This window comes from Xenorhabdus innexi, assembly GCF_002632485.1.
Classification (GTDB): Bacteria; Pseudomonadota; Gammaproteobacteria; order Enterobacterales; family Enterobacteriaceae; genus Xenorhabdus; species Xenorhabdus innexi.
On the sequence record NZ_NIBU01000001.1, the window covers coordinates 18,382 to 38,438 of the forward strand.

The window sequence follows — 20,057 nt, forward strand, 5'->3', positions numbered from 1 at the left end:
TATATTCCTCATTACTTGTCGGAGTGGCTCAATTCTCCGCGTATATTCTGCTGCATCAGTGAACGAATTTCGTCGATTTCGTAGTGCTGGCTTAACAGGTAGTGAAGTTTAGTCAGGGTTGCTTCAAATGTCATATCATAGCCGCTGATCACGCCTGATTCAGCCAATGCATGGCCGTTAGCATAACCTTCCATGTTGACCCGCCCGGAAATACATTGTGTCAAGTTGATGACAATGATGCCTCTTTCAGTCGCCTCTTTTAAAATACGTAATAAATCAGGGCGCTGCGGGGCATTGCCGACACCATAAGAGCGTAAAATCAATGCCTTGACAGGCTGCATCAGGATGTTTTCAACCACCTGACTGGATAACCCCGGGTAGATGGTCACTACGCCAATTGGCTGTGATCTGATTTGATGTACGATAAAATCACCATGACCAGCAGGCAGTGGTGCGGTATTAAATTTTCGGATATTGATCCCAGCTTCGATAAGCGGAGGATAATTGGGAGAGGAAAAGGCATCAAAACCGTCAGCATGGGCTTTGACTGTTCTGTTCCCTCGATACAGTTTGTTGTTGAAAAACAGACTGACTTCGTTGACGGGATAATTAGCTGCCAGATACAGGGCATTGAGCAAATTTGTCTGTCCGTCTGAACGCAATGCTTCCAAAGGAATTTGTGACCCTGTCACGATAACCGGCTTGTTGAGGTTTTCAAACATGAATGAGAGGGCTGAGGAGGTAAAAGCCATGGTATCAGTACCATGCAGGATCACAAAACCATCGTAATCATGGTAATTCTGGTAAATATCACTGGCGATAATTCCCCAATCATCTGGACTCATGTCAGAAGAATCAATAAGGGGGTGATGTTCACGGATAGTGAATGTAGGCATTTCTGGGCGATGAAACTCCGGCATTTGTGTCAACTGTCGCTGTAAATGACCAGAGACGGGAATGTAACCATTGGGAGAGTGCTGCATTCCAATTGTTCCGCCCGTATAAACAACATAAATAGATTTCTTCTGCATGGTAGTACCCCAAAACAGTACTTTGATAAAATTCTCTGCCGATTATAGGGGGTATAAGGAATAAAAAAAGCCTGATATATACCCTTGTTGAGTAATACAACTCAAAATTCGCTGGGCATATAAGATTCAGGCTTTAAATTTATAGCCTTCGGCTTTCAAGTTGCCTCTTTGTTAGCTGCGTTCACTCACCCCGGTCACATAGTTATCTATGCTCCCGGGGATTAGTTAACGGCTCCTGTCTTTCACCGGAGGTCAGCCTTTGGCTGGGCAAATTCGTTCCCGACGAATTTGTCATCCCTTTGCCACCGCGATACGACTCGAAATCCATTGGCTATAGTTGTGGTTATCACGCTCAGGTGATGAATTTCTAGCGAATATCGCTACAGTTCAGACAAAACGCATAAATATTCTGCGGGTCGTTCATGTGGTTATAAAACGCAGACTGTTTTTTCATATCCTGTGCCACCTGAGCAAATGGCGCTGGCAGCATTGATTGCAAAGCGTTTGGCATGATTGCCTGCGCAGATGAAGAAAAGCCTATTATCAGTTTCTCCGTGAATGAAAGTTCAGGGTGCATCCAGTTTAGTGATACGCTCTTAAGACCCGCCAGCTCAGAGGCTTTTTTAACGGCATCATCGAAATCACCTAACTGATCAACCAGACCATACTTTTTAGCATCACTGCCACTCCAGACACGACCTTCAGCGATTTTTTCAATTTCGGTTACTGTTTTATGGCGGGAATCTGCGACCAGTCCGATAAACTGACGATAGCCATTTTCAATCGATAGTTGTATGACTTCAGAAAACAGGGGATTTATCCCTTTAGTTGCAGAAATATCAGCCAGTGGATAAGTTGAAACACCGTCTGTATTTACACCAAGGTAATCCAGACTTTTTTCAAAAGTATTGATAGCGCCAAAAACACCAATTGAGCCGGTCAGGGTATTCGGGGAGGCAATAATATAGTCAGCCGGTGTGGATACCCAGTAACCTCCCGATGCAGCAAGCCCCCCCATTGAAACCACAATTGGTTTTTGATTGATTTTTTTGCCATTTTCATCAGTACCTTCCCGAATGGCTACCAGTTCACTACGAATATGTTCAGATGCGCTGATACTGCCGCCCGGGCTGTTTACTCGCAGGATAATGGCTTTGATATTGGGATTCAGGCGTGCTTCACGTAATTGGGCTGCGATAGTATCACTGCCAGCTATATCGCCGGACTGTTTACCATCCATGATTTCCCCTTCAACTATAATCACTGCAATATTGCCATCGTTCTGATAAGTATTCTCGACAGGTTGTTTGGCGATATAGTCATTGATACTGATGTAATTGAAATGCTGGTTTTTTTTATCCCATCCGAATTTGTTTTCCAGTTTCTTTTCGATAACATTCAGAGGTGAAATGTTATCTACCAGACCATTCTGGAGAGCATACAGTGCACTGTTTCCTCCTGCTTTACGAAGTTTTTCAATAAATACAGAAGGCTCAGGAAGTACCTGATTGACCGGGATTTTTCTATTAACAGCAATATCCTGCCGGTAATTTTGCCAAAGTTCATTCAGCCAGAGAGAATCTGCTGTGCGGGCCGCATCAGACATATTATTCCGCATCATTGGCTCTACTGCTGATTTGTATGTACCGACACGGAAAATATGGGTGGAAACTTTTAGGTTTTCTAATAGTGATTTATAGAACAAATGATTATTTGAAAAACCTTTAAGTGAAACACCGCCCTGAGGGGTAAGGAATATTTTGTCAGCATAGCTGGCTAAATAGTATTGTTGCTGGTCGTAATGATGCCCGATAGCTATAACGGACTTGCCTGATCTCTTAAATTCGTTGATGACTTTGCCGATATAACGCATGGAAGCCTGATCAGCCCCAACAAAATCATCCAGTTTTAACACCATACCAGTAATTTTATCGTCATTTTTTGCCCGTCGAATACTGTCAACAATATCAAATACTGAAGTTTGTTGCGTACGGTTGCCGGATGAATAAAGCAGATCCAAGCTCAGTTGATCTAAAGGGTTACGGGCAGATATCCGATCAACGACGATGCCAGACAAATTGACATATAACGCGCCGTGGTAATCATTATCATCTGCGGGGAACTGTTCTTTATATATAAGAACGCCAATAGAAACTAATACAATAAATATAATAAACAACAAATTGGAAATAAGTTGGCGAATGAAATTTAGCAGCCTCCAACTCCATTTGAGTAGTCCTGCTATAAACTTCCATAAAGTATGCATATCGTCTCCGGTTATGAGATCGTCAAATAAGATTATCCTAATCAGCGAATTGATAAATGTCAGCCAGAAATCACGAAAATAACTTAAAAAATAACATTTACGCTTTCATTCGGTAGCGAATAAACAGAGAATGTCCGGTCGTGATAGATTATCTTATTTCAGGAGCAAATTATGAATGCTTTGGAACTCTTATTGAGTCGCCGTTCGGTTTCACGTTTAACTACTCCGGTTCCTGCGGGAGATGAATTACAGAATATCCTTGCAGCAGGAATGAGAGCACCAGATCATGGAGCATTACGCCCTTGGCATTTCATTGTAATGCAAGGGGAAGGAATTGATAAATTCAGTAAATTGCTCGAGCAGGCTGCGATTAACGGTGAAATGGGTAAAGATGTGGCAGAAAAAGCAAAAAATGCTCCTTATCGTGCTCCTATGATTATTACTGTCATTGCTAAAGTTGTTGAGCATGTAAAAGTGCCGGAATGGGAACAGGTTGTAGCAGCTGGCTGTTCAGTACATGCCATGCAAATGGCAGCAGTAGCTCAAGGGTTTGGTGGAATATGGCGCTCAGGATCTTGGACAGAAGACTCAACCGTCAGAGCCGGGTTGGGGTGTGAAGAGCACGACAAAATTGTTGGGTTCCTCTATCTGGGGACACCAGAACTGAAATCACCGATGAAAATGCCTTCTCCAGATTTAACTGATTTTGTCAGTTATTTCTAAAAATTCCTGTTAGAGTTACTAAAGATATTATTACCTGATGTGGTGGATAAGGTGAACACCACTACATCAGCTTATCCCATTAATTTATTGCCTGGGCGAACTGAATTAACCACACTCAGACAGGGCATTGATTGAAGTTACTGAATAAATTCTATGCGTCTTTTTATTGCAGAAAAACCCAGCCTCGCACGTGCTATCGCCGATATTTTACCGAAACCTCATCGTCGGGGAGATGGGTTTATTGAGTGTGGTGATAGCCAGATTGTGACCTGGTGCGTAGGTCATTTGTTAGAACAAGCTGAGCCGGATGTATACGATAGCCGCTATGCGCGCTGGGTCTTAGCGGATTTGCCGATTATCCCTGAAAAATGGCAGTTAAAACCACGAGCTGAGGTTGCTAAACAGCTCAATACGATTAAATTTCTTCTGGCAAGGGCTGATGAAATTATTCATGCCGGAGACCCGGATCGTGAAGGGCAATTGCTGGTGGATGAAGTGCTGGATTTTTTGCAGCTGGAAGAGCATAAAAAGCAGAATGTCCAACGTTGTCTGATCAACGACTTAAATCCGCAGGCGGTACTGAAGGCCGTTGAGCGTCTGAGAAGTAACCGGGAATTTATTCCCCTGTGTGTTTCAGCTCTGGCCAGAGCAAGAGCCGACTGGCTTTATGGGATCAATATGACCCGGGCTTATACATTGTTGGGGCGGAATGCCGGTTATCAGGGCGTATTATCAGTCGGTCGGGTGCAGACACCTATTCTGGGTCTGGTTGTTCGTCGTGATGAAGAAATAGAGCATTTTGTACCGAAGGATTTCTTTGAAGTTAAAGCTCATATTATTACTCCGAAAGAAGAACGGTTCACCGCGGTATGGCAGCCCAGTGAATCCTGCGCGGATTTTCAGGACGAAGAAGGGCGGGTTATTCACCGGCCTTTAGCAGAACATGTTGTTATGCGTATTATGGGGCAGCCTGCTTATGTTGCTGCATATCAGGATAAACGGGAATCAGAAACAGCACCTCTGCCATTTTCTCTTTCTTCACTACAGATTGAAGCCGCCAAGCGTTTTGGTCTGAGTGCTCAGGATGTGCTGGACATCTGTCAGCGGTTATATGAAACCCATAAATTGATTACCTATCCACGTTCAGATAGTCGTTATCTGCCAGAAGAACACTTTGCGGGGCGGCACACTGTTTTAAATGCTATTTCGGTGCATACCCCCCATTTGCTACCACAAGATGCACTGGATACGGAAAAAAAGAACCGTTGCTGGGATGATAAAAAAGTTGATGCACATCATGCGATTATTCCTACAGCGCGGAGCAGTCAGGTCAAGCTGACAGAAAATGAGCAGAATATTTATGGTTTGATCGCCAAACAGTACCTGATGCAGTTTTTGCCGGATGCTATATTCCGGAAATGTACAATTGAACTTGATATTGCTGGTGGGAAATTCATCGCCAAGGCGCGTTTTCTGGCAGAAGCTGGCTGGCGGACGTTATTGGGTAATAAAGAGCGGGATGAGGAAAATGAGGGTACTCCACTGCCCATTGTAGCTAAAGGCGATGAACTTTTATGTGAGAAAGGAGAAGTCGTGGAAAGGCAGACTCAGCCACCGCGTCCTTTTACCGATGCCACTTTATTATCAGCAATGACCGGGATTGCCAGATTTGTTCAGGATAAGGCGCTGAAAAAGGTGTTACGGGCCACCGATGGTCTGGGAACAGAAGCAACAAGAGCCGGAATTATTGAATTGCTGTTCAAACGGGAATTTCTGTATAAAAAAGGACGTCATATTCACGCAACACCGGCAGGCCGTGCACTTATCCATGTTTTACCCGATATGGCGGTATTACCTGATATGACAGCGCATTGGGAATCCAGACTGACTCAAATCAGTGAGAAACAATTCCGTTATCAGGATTTTATGTTGCCTCTTCATGACACATTGCAACAATTGATTTGGCAGGCAAAGCAATATCGAAATTTGAAAGCGTTCAGGGATCTGCCTCCTGCTCCTGTGAAAGCTAAAAGAGGTGGTAAAGGTAAGCAAGCTAAAACTAAGCAGGTAAATAAAGCTGAATAGGCCAGATAAAAGTAAGTGAAAAAAATACAGCACCGAAATATACGGCGCTGTATTTTATTTTAGATCTTAAATTCTGCCCAGACAGGTGCGTGGTCAGAGGGTTTTTCCATAGCACGGATATTATAGTCAATACCGGCAGAGAGACATTTTTCTGCTAATGGCTGGCTTGCAAGCAGCAAGTCGATACGAAGCCCCCGGTTATCGTCAAAGCCTTTTGAGCGATAATCAAACCATGAAAACTGATCACTGATTTCCGGATGATGTGCCCGGAATGTATCAACCAGTCCCCAACTCTTGAGGCGTTCCATCCATTCTCTTTCTTCAGGCAGGAAAGAACATTTTCCGGTTTTTAACCAACGTTTTTGGTTATTTTCCCCTATCCCAATATCAAGGTCAGTCGGGCTGATATTCATATCACCCATAATGAGAATATTGGATTCCGGAGATTGCTTTGTTTCAAGATAGGTTTGCAGATCCTGATAAAATTTTGCTTTTGCAGGGAATTTTACCTCATGAGATCGGCTTTCACCTTGTGGAAAATAACCATTGATCACGGTCAGTAAACCAGAGGAAGTTTCGATATCAGCCATGATAATACGACGCTGCGCATCATCGTCATCAGTAGGAAAACCCTTCCTGACAGCTGTTGGCTGCTGGCGTGTCAACAGAGCAACACCATAATGAGATTTTTGACCGTGATAGAAAATATGATAACCAAGTTTGCTGACTTCTTCTAAAGGAAACATTTCATCATGGACTTTTGTTTCCTGTAACCCGATAACATCAGGTTGATGTTGTTCAACGATCGCAGCAAGTTGGTGAGGACGCGCCCGCAGTCCATTAATATTGAATGATACAAATTTCATATCGTTATAATCACCTAAATAATGTTTTTATTTTTAATCTTATCAGATCTAAATAAGAATGTAACCATTTATTAAATAATAATTTTAGGCCTGTTATCTTGATGTTTCACTATTTTACTCATATATGTAATGTCATATTGAATATAATTTGCTTATTATTCAAATTTAAAGGATGTAATCATGTTAAATAATATAAAAGGACAGATTTAATTAAATGAAGATTTAATAAATAAATACTTATTTAATTAGTAATTCTCTGTTATATTCACATTTGATATTATGTTTTGAAGTGAGATTTTTTATTCTTGGAATTTATTCTATGTCACGCGTTACAAAAAATAATTAATGAAAAAGTAGAAGAGTTAATCAATCTCTGATAGAAAATTGAACCAGTAGACCATGTTTATATTTATTAACGGTTTACATTCACGATGGAATATTCATCATGATACAGGTGAATAATATAGTTCACCTGAACCGCATTTTTGCATCAGGGGCTGGCATTTCAATAAATGCCATTTGAAAAATAGCTATTTTTATTGTACAAAATTATACCTTCACAATATCAAGTTTGATTTAGCGGTTACCTGATGAGAAGGCCATTTCAAGGATATTATTTTAGCCACAAGTTACATAGGAACGGTGAATTATGTTTTTTTCTCGTAAATTAGAAGCATTCATGGCGGTGGTGGAAATGGGTTCTTTAAGCAAAGCGGCAAGAGTGATGAACCGTACGACTCCCCCAGTAGCTAAATCAATTAAAGACTTTGAGGCGACGTTAGGAAAACGCTTATTTAAAAGGGAGAAGTTTGGGATGATACTGACTAAAGACGGAGCGGAGCTATATAATGACTTAAAAGAACTTTATTTGAAAGAAAAAGAAATTACAAAGAAACACTTTAGTGGGACTATTTGTAATAGTGTTAATATTTACTATGACTGGGGGAAAGATAGACACCTGATTTCACTGTATAAAGCTGCAGATAGGAATAATGCTCAAGTTAATATATTACGATTCAGTTATGATAACATCGATGAAATAGTTGATTATGAGGGAAATACCATAATCCTAAGCTCTGAAAAAATCCTTAGTGATAGATTCAGTCTGGTACGTAAAATTGAAGGCCAGAACTTAGGTATTTGTTGTCGTCAGGAATTAATTGATGAATCCAATGGTGATTTAACTCAACTACTGAAAAATAAAACATGGTTATGCGATCCAGTTCTCTATAAAAGTGATTTTATAAAGAACCTGGAAGAGGATATGCAAAAAAATGGAGAGAAAGCGAATATAAGACAAATGGATAATATGGAGTGTTGTCTCAATTTTATTCAGTCTAAAGATTATGTTTTTATTACAGATGCCCGTTCTGGTGCATTGGAGGATGGTAAAAATCTGGGCTTTATGCCAATTTCACGAGCTGATGCAGTTAATCAGTGTTACGTCTATAAATCTAAGTCACACTCAAGCGTGTTGAATCGTTTCATCGATTCTGTTAGCGATATGGAGTAACCGATTGCATAAGCGGAGCGAATTGCAGCAGCTCTTCTGGAGCTCCGCTATTGGTGTTCTGTGAACACGCCAATGTTATAATATTCATTTACTCATTGAGTAAATTAGATGGTTCTTCCCCCAAGCAATATATCTGTTAGTTTTGACAGTAAATGCAAATAATGGAATATACCTTTGAATATGGTGGGGGAAGGATGAAGCACTATAGGCATTGTTGTTTTATTGTGCTCCAATCAAATTCTCTTTTTTTCTCCAATACAAACTTTTCCTGCCATTAGGTTGTGTTTACCACACCCAGCTATTACTTATAAGCGCCCGGTTAACTGTTATTTTGTTACGCTCAATTCGAACCTTGGTCGAAGGCTCTCGTCCTTCCCTTGGTGGATCTATTTGATTTTTTTTATTCGTTGGTGAATTGGGAGCTATCATTAGATGGTGGTGGGGGAAGGATGATTCGTCACTTCGTTCCTCACCCTGCGGGCGAATGCGCTACGCGCACTGTTATTTCGCTACGCTCAATTCGAACCTTGGTCGAAGGCTCTCGTCCTTCCCTTGGTGGGTCTATTTGATTTTTTTATTCGTTGGTAAATCGGGAGCTATCATTAGATGGTGGTGGGGGAAGGATGATTCGTCACTTCGTTCCTCACCCTGCGGGCCAATGCGCTACGCGCACTGTTATTTCGCTACGCTCAATTCGAACCTTGGTCGAAGGCTCTCGTCCTTCCCTTGGTGGATCTATTTGATTTTTTTATTGGTTGGTGAATTAGGAGTTATCATTAGATGGTGGTGGGGGAAGGATTCGAACCTTCGAAGTCTGTGACGGCAGATTTACAGTCTGCTCCCTTTGGCCGCTCGGGAACCCCACCAAATTTTGAATTGTACGCTGTCGTTGTCAGCGGACGGCATCATATCAAATGAACCGCCGCTGTAAAGTAAATATTTTAAAGTCAGATATCAAGTGCTGATTATTTAACCCTAAAGCTCAAATTTAATTCCATTTATAAGATTACAGTACGGTTGCCATACACAAATACTCGTTGGGAAAAAACGGAGTGCAGAGCTTTGCTCAGTACATTTTTCTCGACATCCCGTCCTGCCCGCATCATATCTTCAGCTGTATAACTATGATCCACGTTAATTACATCCTGAGTGATGATAGGACCCTCATCCAGATTATCATTAACGTAATGTGCCGTGGCTCCAATGATTTTAACTCCGCGCTCATAGGCTTGATGGTAAGGACGGGCGCCAATGAATGCTGGTAAGAATGAGTGATGGATATTGATAATCTGATTAGGATAATGCTGAACAAATGCCGGTGTTAAGACACGCATATACTTAGCAAGTACAACATAATCAGGTTGATATTGATCAATCTGCGCCATTAGTGCTTCATCATGCTGGTCTCGGCTTAATCCTTCATGACTGATATGGTGGAATGGAATACCGAACTGCTCAACTAATGATTGCAGGGTAGTATGGTTGCCGATAACTGCGGCTATCTCCACATCCAATCCTTCGTAAGCGCTTTTTACTAATATGTCACCAATGCAGTGAGCTTCTTTAGTAACCATAATAACAATACGACGGCGTCCCGCTGTATTTAATTCACGGCTTGAGCCGACAGGAAGAGCATCATCCAGATCCGCAAGAAATGTTTCATCATTAAAGATACCTTCCAGCTCTGTACGCATGAAAAAACGGCCAGTGAGATGGTCGACAAACTCACTATTCTGAACAATGTTTAATTGATGCTTGTAACAAATATTTGTGATTTTAGCGATTAACCCTTTGGCGTCAGGACAAATTGTGCGCAAGATTTTTTTTTGTATGATTGCGTTCTGCATGAATTAATGTGACCTCAAATTTTTCACTGTGTGAATGATTGTGTTTTAACTACAGCACTTTTTATATTTTTTTCCTGAACCACATGGGCATGAGTCATTGCGTCCAATCTGAGGACGAATGCCATCAATATAAAACCAATGTTGTTCAATGCGTAAAAAACGGGAGCGCTCATGTATCAGTTGCCTATCTTGCTTTGCTTGTTCAATAAAGCAAGCTGAAAATTCAACGTAGGCCTCGTCATTATGGCGTCCTTCGTCTGTATTGATCACATTCAACCCCAACCATTCGACACCGACAAAACCTTGCTCTATTTCTGAACGCCAAGTCTCTGCCTGACAGTCAGGATGCCAGGTTGCAATAAGATAATTGGTATTTTTTGTTACATAAGCGCTATATCTGGATCGCATCAGAGACTCAGCATCCGGGGCCGGTCGATGATTATCAATATAGGGGCCGCAGCAGTGTGCGAAAGATAAACTGCTGCCACAGGGACATAGTGTTGTCAAAATAACTCCGGTGAATTTAAAAGGTTGTTGTGCATGTGATGAGTATTTCAAAAGTGTGTGGGAATATAAGAAATAACGAGTAATAATTTATCTGATAATACTGAATACAAAGCCTGGTCGCAATGTTTGACCAAGAGCGTTCCTGACAGATGTTATCTGTACTGTTGGAACTCTGCTATGTTCGACATTCGCTATGATAAAACTGATATTTGTTAGGTGCATGTATCTTGTATGTATATTTGCTACGGCAATATTATACATTGCCATATAAAAAATATAATTCACTTCTCATTTACTGTATATCTGCTCGGGTTAGCTGATATACTCTGGCGCGCTATTTTTTAGTATGTGATTCTTTTCACATATCCAATTTTTCACACATACGTTTTTTTAAAGAGTTTAGGCTATCGTTTATGCTGTAGAAGGAGTTTTTCAGCCATAACCATAATATAGCCGCAGGAGATTATGTAATGTTAGTTATAAATAAAAAAGTAAAAAAAGCAGTGATCCCTGTTGCAGGCTTGGGGACCAGGATGTTACCGGCTACCAAGGCTATACCTAAAGAAATGTTACCTTTGGTTGATAAACCGTTAATCCAGTATGTTGTTAATGAATGTATTAAAGCAGGAATTAACGAGATTATTCTGGTTACACATTCATCCAAAAATTCGATAGAAAACCATTTTGATACCAGTTTTGAGCTGGAAGCGATCCTTGAGAGAAGGGTTAAACGTCAATTGTTGGATGAAATCCAGTCTATTTGCCCGAGTCACGTAACAATCATGCAGACCCGTCAGGGGATAGCCAAAGGGTTAGGGCATGCAGTGTTATGTGCTAAGCCGCTAATTGGGGATGAACCATTTGCTGTTATCCTGCCTGATGTTATTTTGGATGAGTACAGCACAGACTTGTCGAAATACAATCTGAGCGAAATGTTGTCACGTTTTAATGAGAATGGTGCAAGTCAGATACTGGTCGAGCCAGTACCTTATGAAAGCGTTTCTGACTATGGTATCGTGGATTGTTTTGGGAAAAATTTACAGCCGGGTGACAGCAAGCCTATTGCCCGCGTAGTTGAAAAACCTAAACCAGAAGAAGCACCATCGAATCTTTCTATTGTTGGTCGCTATGTCCTGTCTGAAAAAATCTGGCCGCTACTGGCAAAAACTGCGCCGGGTGCAGGGGATGAAATTCAGCTTACTGATGCCATTGCTATGCTGATGGAAAAAGAGCCGGTTGAAGCATATCACTTAAAAGGCCGTAGCCATGATTGTGGTAATAAACTGGGTTATATGCAGGCGTTTGTTGAATATGGAATGAAGCATAAGCAGTTGGGAGAGTCATTCAGTGACTGGGTTATGACCTTGCAGACTCAGATTAAAAAATAATCTACTAGTAATTTAGGGTGTGAGATGAAAGTAACTGTATTTGGTATTGGCTATGTTGGCTTAGTTCAGGCGACTGTGTTTGCTGAAGTTGGCCACGACGTACTTTGTGTTGATGTTGATGCAAAAAAAGTTGAAAACCTGAAAAATGGGCAGATCCCTATTTTTGAGCCGGGGTTAGAAACTCTGGTTAAGAAAAACCATGCACAAGGGCGTCTGAATTTTACGACAGATGCCAAGGCCGGTGTAGCACATGGCAAATTACAGTTTATTGCTGTCGGAACACCTCCCGATGAAGATGGCTCGGCAGATCTGCAATATGTTACTGCTGTAGCCCGTACTATCGCAGAAAATATGGATAGCCCTAAAGTGGTGGTTGATAAATCAACCGTTCCTGTCGGCACGGCGGATAAAGTCAAAGCTGTAATGCAGGCAGTTTTGGCTGGGCGCGGGGTTAATATTCCATACCATGTTGTGTCCAATCCTGAATTCTTAAAAGAGGGTGCCGCTGTTGCTGATTGTATGCGTCCTGAGCGCATTATCATTGGCTGCGATAACGATAGTGTGGTGGATGTTATGCGAGAGCTGTATGAGCCGTTTAATCGCAACCACGACCGTATGATCGTTATGGATATCCGCAGTGCAGAACTGACAAAGTATGCTGCTAATTGCATGTTGGCCACAAAAATTAGCTTTATGAATGAAATTGCTAACCTGGCAGAAATGCTGGGAGCTGATATTGAGCATGTACGTCAGGGGATTGGTTCTGATTCACGTATTGGATATCACTTTATTTATCCGGGTTGTGGATATGGTGGCTCATGTTTTCCAAAAGATGTGCAGGCACTCATTCGTACTTCTGAGCAGATTGGATATACACCAAAAATCTTACAGGCAGTAGAGTTGGTTAACGAAAAACAAAAAAGAAAATTACCTGCTTTCGTTAAACATCATTTTGGTACGGATCTATCTGACAAAACATTTGCCATATGGGGGCTATCATTTAAACCGAATACTGATGATATGAGAGAAGCATCAAGCCGGGTATTGATGGAAGCCTTATGGGAATGTGGAGCTAAAATACAGGCTTATGATCCGGAGGCCATGCAGGAAACTCAGCGTATTTATGGGCAACGCGATGATCTTGCTCTGATGGGAACAAAAGAAGCTGCTTTAAAAGATGCTGATGCTTTGATTATTTGCACAGAGTGGCAAAACTTTAGAGCGCCTGATTTCGATCTTATAAAAGATTCACTTAAAACTCCGGTTATTTTCGATGGGCGTAACCTTTATGAACCGGAACGCCTGCAGGCCAGAGGGTTCACATATTATGGTATCGGTCGTGGTTCCTCTATCAATCCAGTTATTTGAGTTGTAATATGAAATTTTTAGTAACAGGTTCCGCTGGTTTTATTGGTTTTCATGTGAGCCAGCGGTTATTGAATATGGGGTATGAAGTTGTCGGCATTGATAACATCAATGATTATTATGATGTCAATTTGAAGCAGGCAAGATTAAATTTATTACACCCTCATCCCGGTTTTAAATTTGAAAAACTAGATTTGGCTGATAGAGCAGGGATCTCTGAATTGTTTACTAAACACCAATTTCAGCGAGTTATCCATTTAGGAGCTCAAGCGGGTGTTCGTTATTCAATACAAAATCCAATGGCATATATTGATGCCAATATTGTGGGTCATATCAATATTCTTGAAGGGTGTCGCCATAACAATGTTGAGCATTTATTATATGCTTCTTCAAGCTCAGTATACGGATTAAATAAAAAGCAACCATTTTCTACCGACGATTCGGTTGATCATCCGGTTTCTTTATACGCAGCAACGAAAAAAGCTGACGAATTAATGTCTCACAGTTATTCACATCTTTATAAATTACCAACCACAGGTTTACGGTTCTTTACGGTATATGGTCCATGGGGACGTCCTGATATGGCTTTATTTAAGTTTACTAAAGCGATGCTGGAGGGGCGGCCTATTGATGTTTATAACCACGGAGATATGGTAAGGGATTTCACATATATCGATGATATTGTCGAATCTATAATCAGATTACAGGCTATTATTCCTGAACCTAATAAAGATTGGTCAGTTGAAACCGGACAAGTTTCTGCCAGTTCAGCGCCATACCGTATTTATAATATTGGCAATGGTCAGCCGACAAAATTGGGTGATTTTATTGAAGCCATTGAAGTTTCATTAGGGATAAAAGCAACGAAAAACTTTATGGAAATTCAAGATGGCGATGTGCTGTCTACTTGTGCGGACTCCAGTGCCCTGTATGAAAAAATTGGTTTCTCTCCTAATACTCCAGTCAGAGAAGGTGTGAAACAATTTGTTGATTGGTATCTGGATTTTTATCAGATGTCTTAACACTTGCTGAGTAATAAGAAAAGGAGCTATTAGCTCCTTTTTTAATTTCATGTTAATAAAAAACTAAGTGAGTGTTAAATTCTTTTTTTACACCGAAAATGCAAAGATAGCATATAACCGGTTGTACTCGTACATCAGCCCATAATTAACTTAGTTAGATTTATTAACCATAAAACAAAAATACCCTTCAGAGGGTATTTTTGTTATTAGACGGCAAAATAACTGATTAGATCAGAAAATCGTCCAGGCTTTTGCCTTCTTCTTCAATTGCTTTTTTGATTACTGCTGGGGTGCGGCCCTGACCGGTCCAAGTTTTAACTTCACCTTCGTCAATATATGAATATTTAGCCGGACGAGTAGCACGCTTAGATTTACCAGTTGCTTTACCGCTTAAAGCGTCTACTAAATCGCTTAATTCAATACCGTCTTTTTCCAGCATTTCACGGTATTCTTGAAGTTTACGTGTACGCTCTTCTATTTGAGCACGAGCCTGACTTTCTTCGTCACGACGTTCTTCAACAACAATTGTCAGTTTTTCCAGCATTTCTTCTAAAGTAGAAAGTTCACATTCTCTTGCTTGCGCGCGCAAAGTACGGATGTTATTTAGGGATTTTAAATTTTCGCTCATTGTCCTGGTCTCAAATTATAATGATGATGGCTGATGTATGGATAATAATAGAATGCTATTTTATTTTCTGCAATAGTGAATTTACTTTCTAAGGCTAAAAGATCCCATTTTAAAATGCAATTTTTTTGATAATCGATATATTGTGTTTTAATTCTACTATTGGATTTATCATTTCTCGATAACGGGTAGACGTAGATTACTCAAAGCTGTTCAAGGATTAACTTAGTCATATAAAACTAATTTATAGTCAATTTGTAAGATATGCTAACTATTCACTTGAAAATAAACTGATGTTCAAGTGTGAAATGGAATTTTTTTTATGGGTAATCGGTTGGTTATGATTATAGTGTTGTAGATCGAGTAAAAGTAAACCATTTTGATTATTAATATGCAAAGAGTGGAATATAAAATCGATATTTACTTCTGATATTAATTTTGTTCATTTGTCGTGCAATAAGTGTTTGTGGTGCTGATTTTATATGCACAAATGTGATGATTATCATAAAAATATTTCTTTCAGATTCATTTCATTTTTCTTTTACGCTCCATTTGGTCAATAACAAAGGATAACCTTGAGTTAAGTTTGTGGTAAACTCGCGAGATATATCGCTTGGTTAAATTTGACAAGAGGACGGACGGGCCAATGGCTCAGCTTTATTTTTATTATTCTGCTATGAATGCAGGAAAATCAACTTCATTATTACAGTCTTCCTATAACTATAACGAAAGAGGAATGAGGACGTTGATTTTTACAGCAGAAATAGATACGCGATTTGGAAAAGGGAAGGTGAGTTCCCGTATTGGGCTATCTGCGGATGCCTTACTGTTTTCACCAGACACGAATATTGCTGAACTTATCAGATGTGAAAACGATGTAGAAAAGATTCATTGTATTTTGATTGATGAGTGTCAGTTTTTAACAAAAGAACATGTTGAACAGCTTTGTGAAATTGTTGATTACGATGATATTCCTGTCCTCTGTTATGGGTTAAGGTCAGATTTTCAGGGCGAGTTATTTAGTGGCAGCCAATATCTTCTAGCGTGGGCGGATAAATTAGTCGAACTGAAAACCATTTGCCACTGTGGAAGAAAAGCGAGCCGTGTACTGCGTTTTAGCAACGATGGGAATGTTGTTTATGATGGAGAACAGGTTGATATTGGCGGCAACGAAAAATATGTCTCAGTGTGCCGTAAGCACTATTATGATGTTATTCGTGAAGCTAAAGCCAAAAAAGCTGAACAGATTCAGAGATAGTTTGTTTGTATGGGTAATACGATTAAGTTAGAAAAATAAATTAATAAAAAGGCATCAGAGGATATCTGATGCCTTTTTAAGTCACACTATATGGTTTTTCATAATAGTGAGAGCCTTTTCAAAAGGTGAGTTCTTATCCCTTGCGATGCATGGGATAAGAGTTACTCCTATCATTTTGAAACACTATTTAGCTTATCATTTATTATTATTTCTTATTATTTTTCAATTTTTTTACACTCTTGAGATACAGCCGATTCTATAAATTTACGACCATAGAAAGAATCCAACAGTAGCTGTTTTAACTCGGCTATTAATGGATAACGAGGATTAGCGCCAGTACATTGATCATCAAAAGCGTCTTCGGCAAGTTTATCAATTTTTGCCAGAAAATCGCTTTCCTGAACTCCGACCGCACGGATTGAATCTGGAATATTAAGTTGAGATTTTAACTCTTCTAACCACGCCAGAAGTTTTTCAATTTTAATTGCAGTGCGATCTCCTGTGCTACTTAACCCTAAATGTTCTGCAATTTCAGCATAACGGCGTCTTGCCTGAGGCCGGTCATATTGACTGAATGCGGTCTGTTTGGTCGGGTTATCATTAGCGTTATAGCGTATCACATTACAAATAAGCAGGGCGTTTGCTAATCCGTGTGGGATATGGAACTCAGAACCCAGCTTATGCGCCATAGAATGACAGACGCCTAAGAAGGCATTGGCAAAAGCGATTCCGGCGATCGTTGCGGCATTATGGACACGCTCACGGGCAACAGGATTCTGAGCTCCTTGTTGGTAGCTGGCAGGGAGATAATCTTTCAGTAGTTTCAGAGCCTGTAGAGCCTGCCCATCAGAATATTCATTTGCTAAAACAGAAACATAAGCCTCCAGAGCATGGGTGACAGCATCTAGGCCACCAAAAGCACATAATGATTTGGGCATATCCATAACAAGGTTTGCATCAACGATAGCCATATCAGGCGTCAGTGCATAATCTGCCAACGGATATTTCTGCCCGGTGATGTCATCAGTCACGACAGCAAAAGGTGTGACTTCTGAGCCAGTACCTGAGGTGGTTGTAATCGCGATCATTTTTGCTTTTGTTCCCATTTTCGGGAACTTATAAATGCGTTTTCGGATATCCATAAAACGCAATGCTAATTCTTCAAAGTGAGTTTCAGGGTGTTCGTACATGACCCACATGATTTTAGCTGCATCCATCGGTGAACCACCACCGAGAGCAATAATGATATCCGGGTTGAACAAACGCATCTGTTCAGCACCTTTTCGGACAATACTTAAAGTAGGGTCGGCTTCAACTTCAAAAAATACTTCGGTTTCTACATGATGAGATTTCAAGACTCTTATGACTTGATCGGCATAACCATTATTAAATAAGAAAGAGTCTGTCACGATAAAGGCGCGTTTGGCACCATCGGTTGCTACTTCTTCCAGCGCAACCGGCAGCGAGCCACGGCGGAAATAGATAGATTTAGGGATTTTATGCCATAACATATTCTCAGCCCTTTTCGCGACAGTTTTGGTATTGATCAAATGTTTTGGCCCGACGTTCTCTGAAATAGAGTTTCCGCCCCATGAGCCACATCCCAGTGTAAGGGAAGGGGAGAGTTTAAAGTTATAAAGGTCTCCAATACCGCCCTGAGATGCCGGAGTATTAATCAGAATACGTGCCGTTTTCATTTTATCGCCGAAATATTTAATGCGGGCTGTCTGATTATCCTGATCAATATAAAGTGAAGATGTGTGACCAATTCCGCCCATTTCAACTAATTTTTCTGCTTTTTCCACTGCATCTTCGAAATCTTTACCCCGATACATGGCCAGTAACGGTGATAATTTTTCATGAGCGAACGGCTCTTTTTCATCAACGACTGTAACTTCACCAATAAGAATTTTAGTATTTTCGGGAACGCTGACCCCAGCCATTCTTGCGATTTCCATTGCTGGCTGCCCGACAATTTCGGCATTCAGGTTGCCATTTTTCAAAATAATATTCTGAACTGCCTTCAGTTCTTTTCCTTGTAGAATATAACCGCCATGACTGGAAAAACGTTCACGGACTTGTTTATAAACGTTATCAACCACAATAACGGATTGTTCAGAAGCACAAATCACGCCGTTATCGAAAGTCTTGGACATTAAAATCGAGGCGACTGCCCGTTTGATGTCAGCGGATTCATCAATCACAACGGGGGTATTACCTGCTCCAACGCCGATAGCGGGTTTACCTGAGCTATAAGCAGCTTTTACCATTCCTGGGCCGCCTGTTGCCAGAATGAGATTAATATCAGGGTGGTGCATCAACGCATTTGAGAGTTCTACTGAAGGTTCATCTATCCAGCCGATAATATCCTTTGGCGCACCGGCAGCGATAGCTGCTTGTAAAACAATTTCTGCTGCCTTATTTGTGGCGTTTTTGGCGCGGGGGTGTGGAGAAAAAATAATACCGTTACGGGTTTTCAGGCTGATAAGTGCTTTAAAAATAGCGGTTGAAGTCGGATTCGTTGTCGGCACAATCCCACAAATAATACCGACAGGTTCAGCGATGGTGATTGTGCCAAAAGTATCGTCTTCAGATAAAATGCCGCAGGTCTTATCATCTTTATAAGCGTTATAAATGTATTCAGAAGCAAAATGGTTTTTGATTACTTTATCTTCTATAACGCCCATTCCTGATTCAGAAACAGCTAATTTTGCCAGTGGAATGCGGGCATCAGCAGCAGCGAGAGCTGCAGCACGAAATATTTGATCAACCTGTTCCTGAGAAAAACTGGCGAATTCTCGTTGCGCTTTTTTCACGCGAGTAACTAATTCGTTTAGTTCAGCAACCTGAGTGACAGCCATAAAGATTACTCCTAATAAAAGTTAAATTTTTTCAGGGAATTGGCTGTTTGATTATTGTACTGCAAGGTTATGTTGTGAGGCTCGTCACTAATCTACTTGCATAAAAACGACCAATTACCTTAAAAAACTTTATTGTTCTATATTGTTAAAAACGGGTTATGTATTTTTTCTGAGATTGGCTTTTGGAAACAGCTTATCACCGGATGGTTTTTAAATAGTGATTTAGATCATGAAATCAGTAGGCTGATACCATTCAGCTTGTAGGTTTTTGATAATGGTTATCAAAAAAATATCAAGAATGATTTGAAATATTTATTTAACTTTTATGAAATTATTTGTTAAATAAATTTTGGTAATATATTTTATAAAAAAATAAGTTAAAAATAATTAACTGACATCCAATAAAGAGTATTATCAGTTAATAAATGTTTTCTATTTCTTACTAAAAAACTCTTCTAATTTGTTGAACTGCCTGTTTTAGCTTTGAGTAATACTGTTTTTTATACATACATTTCATGTCATGACCCTCTATTACTGGACTTTGTTGCAATATTTTGTGATGAAGACTGTCTTTTAATCAGTGATGATTGCATTTTGTTAAAATAATGTTTATTTTCTTTTTTTGCTTGAATTTTAACGTGATGCTCTCGATAAAATTAAGTAAGAAAAATTATTTTTATCAATGTGTTATTTATTTTTC

14 protein-coding genes, 1 tRNA gene and 2 other RNA genes are annotated in these 20,057 nt (G+C 40.2%); 7 read left to right on the plus strand and 10 right to left on the minus strand.

The window, feature by feature from the left end; translation table 11 throughout:
• Positions 1–11: 11 nt before the first annotated feature.
• Both ansA and sppA read right to left on the minus strand, forming a co-directional pair.
• Positions 12–1,031, minus strand: a complete 1,020-nt coding sequence (ansA, locus tag Xinn_RS00095; protein WP_086953294.1) for an asparaginase — start codon at positions 1,029–1,031, stop codon at positions 12–14.
• Positions 1,032–1,398: 367 nt separating this feature from the next.
• Positions 1,399–3,297 carry a signal peptide peptidase SppA gene (gene sppA, locus Xinn_RS00100; protein ID WP_086953293.1) on the minus strand — a complete coding sequence of 633 codons (1,899 nt, stop codon included), beginning with the start codon at positions 3,295–3,297 and terminating at the stop codon, positions 1,399–1,401.
• Between the two features lie 171 nt (positions 3,298–3,468).
• Between sppA and Xinn_RS00105 the strand changes: the two genes are divergently transcribed.
• Together Xinn_RS00105 and Xinn_RS00110 are read left to right on the plus strand one after the other, a co-directional pair.
• On the plus strand, positions 3,469–4,020 hold the full coding sequence (locus Xinn_RS00105) for an NAD(P)H nitroreductase (RefSeq protein WP_086953292.1): 552 nt from the start codon (positions 3,469–3,471) through the stop codon (positions 4,018–4,020).
• 153 nt (positions 4,021–4,173) lie between these two features.
• Complete coding sequence (locus Xinn_RS00110) at positions 4,174–6,105, plus strand: DNA topoisomerase III (protein WP_086953291.1); 1,932 nt, start codon at positions 4,174–4,176, stop codon at positions 6,103–6,105.
• Between the two features lie 59 nt (positions 6,106–6,164).
• On the opposite strand, the gene xthA is transcribed toward Xinn_RS00110, so the two are convergent.
• Complete coding sequence (gene xthA / locus Xinn_RS00115; RefSeq protein ID WP_086953290.1) at positions 6,165–6,971, minus strand: exodeoxyribonuclease III; 807 nt, start codon at positions 6,969–6,971, stop codon at positions 6,165–6,167.
• A gap of 649 nt (positions 6,972–7,620) precedes the next feature.
• On the opposite strand from xthA, the gene Xinn_RS00120 reads away from it, so the two are divergent.
• On the plus strand, positions 7,621–8,484 hold the full coding sequence (locus tag Xinn_RS00120; protein WP_086953289.1) for a LysR family transcriptional regulator: 864 nt from the start codon (positions 7,621–7,623) through the stop codon (positions 8,482–8,484).
• Positions 8,485–8,917: 433 nt separating this feature from the next.
• Here the strand turns inward: Xinn_RS00120 and Xinn_RS00125 are convergent.
• The 5 genes from Xinn_RS00125 to Xinn_RS00145 all read right to left on the minus strand — a co-directional run bounded on the left by Xinn_RS00125 (position 8,918) and on the right by Xinn_RS00145 (position 10,838).
• A non-coding RNA gene (locus Xinn_RS00125) (RtT sRNA) lies at positions 8,918–9,050 on the minus strand.
• A 41-nt stretch (positions 9,051–9,091) separates the two neighbouring features.
• Positions 9,092–9,224, minus strand: a non-coding RNA gene (locus Xinn_RS00130) — RtT sRNA.
• Between the two features lie 41 nt (positions 9,225–9,265).
• Positions 9,266–9,350: transfer RNA gene (locus Xinn_RS00135), tRNA-Tyr, on the minus strand.
• A gap of 132 nt (positions 9,351–9,482) precedes the next feature.
• Positions 9,483–10,331, minus strand: coding sequence for a formyltetrahydrofolate deformylase (purU, locus tag Xinn_RS00140; RefSeq protein WP_086953288.1), 849 nt, complete (start codon positions 10,329–10,331; stop codon positions 9,483–9,485).
• Positions 10,332–10,376: 45 nt separating this feature from the next.
• Positions 10,377–10,838: a YchJ family protein gene (locus Xinn_RS00145; RefSeq protein ID WP_086953287.1), complete on the minus strand. Its 462-nt coding sequence runs from the start codon at positions 10,836–10,838 to the stop codon at positions 10,377–10,379.
• 470 nt (positions 10,839–11,308) lie between these two features.
• On the opposite strand from Xinn_RS00145, the gene galU reads away from it, so the two are divergent.
• Genes galU through Xinn_RS00160 form a run of 3 tightly spaced genes read left to right on the plus strand, consistent with a single transcriptional unit; the run spans position 11,309 to position 14,613 of the window.
• Positions 11,309–12,226 carry a UTP--glucose-1-phosphate uridylyltransferase GalU gene (gene galU / locus Xinn_RS00150; RefSeq protein ID WP_086953286.1) on the plus strand — a complete coding sequence of 306 codons (918 nt, stop codon included), beginning with the start codon at positions 11,309–11,311 and terminating at the stop codon, positions 12,224–12,226.
• Positions 12,227–12,250: 24 nt separating this feature from the next.
• Positions 12,251–13,594 carry a UDP-glucose dehydrogenase family protein gene (locus Xinn_RS00155; protein ID WP_086953285.1) on the plus strand — a complete coding sequence of 448 codons (1,344 nt, stop codon included), beginning with the start codon at positions 12,251–12,253 and terminating at the stop codon, positions 13,592–13,594.
• An 8-nt stretch (positions 13,595–13,602) separates the two neighbouring features.
• A complete protein-coding gene (locus Xinn_RS00160) occupies positions 13,603–14,613 on the plus strand; it encodes an NAD-dependent epimerase (RefSeq protein WP_086953284.1) in 1,011 nt (336 codons plus the stop codon).
• 226 nt (positions 14,614–14,839) lie between these two features.
• Here the strand turns inward: Xinn_RS00160 and hns are convergent, their stop codons facing one another.
• The gene (gene hns, locus Xinn_RS00165) at positions 14,840–15,241 is read right to left on the minus strand and encodes a histone-like nucleoid-structuring protein H-NS (RefSeq protein WP_086953283.1); all 402 of its coding nucleotides are present in this window, start codon (positions 15,239–15,241) and stop codon (positions 14,840–14,842) included.
• Positions 15,242–15,884: 643 nt separating this feature from the next.
• Between hns and Xinn_RS00170 the strand changes: the two genes are divergently transcribed.
• Positions 15,885–16,496 (plus strand): thymidine kinase, encoded by a 612-nt coding sequence (locus Xinn_RS00170; protein ID WP_086953282.1) that lies wholly within the window; start codon positions 15,885–15,887, stop codon positions 16,494–16,496.
• 215 nt (positions 16,497–16,711) lie between these two features.
• Here Xinn_RS00170 and adhE read toward each other — a convergent pair whose 3' ends face one another.
• Positions 16,712–19,357 carry a bifunctional acetaldehyde-CoA/alcohol dehydrogenase gene (adhE, locus tag Xinn_RS00175; RefSeq protein ID WP_086953281.1) on the minus strand — a complete coding sequence of 882 codons (2,646 nt, stop codon included), beginning with the start codon at positions 19,355–19,357 and terminating at the stop codon, positions 16,712–16,714.
• Positions 19,358–20,057 lie beyond the last annotated feature (700 nt).

What these genes read in the sequence shown, in the direction of transcription:
- ansA (WP_086953294.1), bottom strand. Translation starts at nt 1,031, where the DNA reads ATGCAGAAGAAATCTATTTATGTTGTTTATACGGGCGGAACAATTGGA.
- sppA (WP_086953293.1), bottom strand. Translation starts at nt 3,297, where the DNA reads ATGCATACTTTATGGAAGTTTATAGCAGGACTACTCAAATGGAGTTGG.
- Xinn_RS00105 (WP_086953292.1), top strand. Translation starts at nt 3,469, where the DNA reads ATGAATGCTTTGGAACTCTTATTGAGTCGCCGTTCGGTTTCACGTTTA.
- Xinn_RS00110 (WP_086953291.1), top strand. Translation starts at nt 4,174, where the DNA reads ATGCGTCTTTTTATTGCAGAAAAACCCAGCCTCGCACGTGCTATCGCC.
- xthA (WP_086953290.1), bottom strand. Translation starts at nt 6,971, where the DNA reads ATGAAATTTGTATCATTCAATATTAATGGACTGCGGGCGCGTCCTCAC.
- Xinn_RS00120 (WP_086953289.1), top strand. Translation starts at nt 7,621, where the DNA reads ATGTTTTTTTCTCGTAAATTAGAAGCATTCATGGCGGTGGTGGAAATG.
- purU (WP_086953288.1), bottom strand. Translation starts at nt 10,331, where the DNA reads ATGCAGAACGCAATCATACAAAAAAAAATCTTGCGCACAATTTGTCCT.
- galU (WP_086953286.1), top strand. Translation starts at nt 11,309, where the DNA reads ATGTTAGTTATAAATAAAAAAGTAAAAAAAGCAGTGATCCCTGTTGCA.
- Xinn_RS00155 (WP_086953285.1), top strand. Translation starts at nt 12,251, where the DNA reads ATGAAAGTAACTGTATTTGGTATTGGCTATGTTGGCTTAGTTCAGGCG.
- Xinn_RS00160 (WP_086953284.1), top strand. Translation starts at nt 13,603, where the DNA reads ATGAAATTTTTAGTAACAGGTTCCGCTGGTTTTATTGGTTTTCATGTG.
- hns (WP_086953283.1), bottom strand. Translation starts at nt 15,241, where the DNA reads ATGAGCGAAAATTTAAAATCCCTAAATAACATCCGTACTTTGCGCGCG.
- Xinn_RS00170 (WP_086953282.1), top strand. Translation starts at nt 15,885, where the DNA reads ATGGCTCAGCTTTATTTTTATTATTCTGCTATGAATGCAGGAAAATCA.
- adhE (WP_086953281.1), bottom strand. Translation starts at nt 19,357, where the DNA reads ATGGCTGTCACTCAGGTTGCTGAACTAAACGAATTAGTTACTCGCGTG.